Below are 583 nucleotides of genomic sequence, written 5' to 3'. Positions count from 1 at the left end.
CCCATCGATAAGGTTGTAAAGGAATTATACCTGGATTTCAAAGCTTCAAAAGTAGTACTTAAAAAACTGAATTCCTCTTTTATTTGTTCTTCATTTTCTGTGAAGGACGCCATTCCCATCAAGCCAACTACTTTAACATGAGTCATTTTGCGGTAGGCATCCGACTGCAGGATACTTTCTGCTTCATCAACATCTATTCCATATTTTGTGTCTTCTTCGGCTATTTTTATCTGTAGAAGACAGTTGATGGTACGGTCATATTTTGCTGCCTGTTTTTCTATCTCTTTAAGGAGTTTCAGGGAATCTACGGCATGAATGAGTTCAACAAATTCGGCCATGTATTTCACTTTGTTCCTTTGTACATGACCTACCATGTGCCACTTGATCTCCTTTGGAAGTTTCTCCCATTTCTCTGCCATTTCCTGGATCTTGTTCTCTCCAAAGACACGCTGCCCCGCATCATAGGCTTCTAAAATGTCTTTTTCGGGCTTTGTTTTGGAAATGGCTACCAGAGTTACTTCTTCCGGTATTTCAGCTTTAATATTTTTTAGATTCTCAGCAATATTCATAACCAATGGTTTCA

The 583-nt window shown here is 38.8% G+C and carries 1 protein-coding gene; it reads right to left on the bottom strand.

Annotated elements, in window-relative coordinates; genetic code table 11:
- Window positions 1-569 (bottom strand): YggS family pyridoxal phosphate-dependent enzyme (locus tag HC175_RS16630; RefSeq protein ID WP_168139485.1); only part of this gene is annotated, 569 nt, incomplete at its 3' end.
- Between the last annotated feature and the right edge of the window lie 14 nt (window positions 570-583).

It is taken from the genome of Salinimicrobium oceani, assembly GCF_012037645.1.
This window is presented reverse-complemented; position numbering and strand designations above follow the sequence as displayed.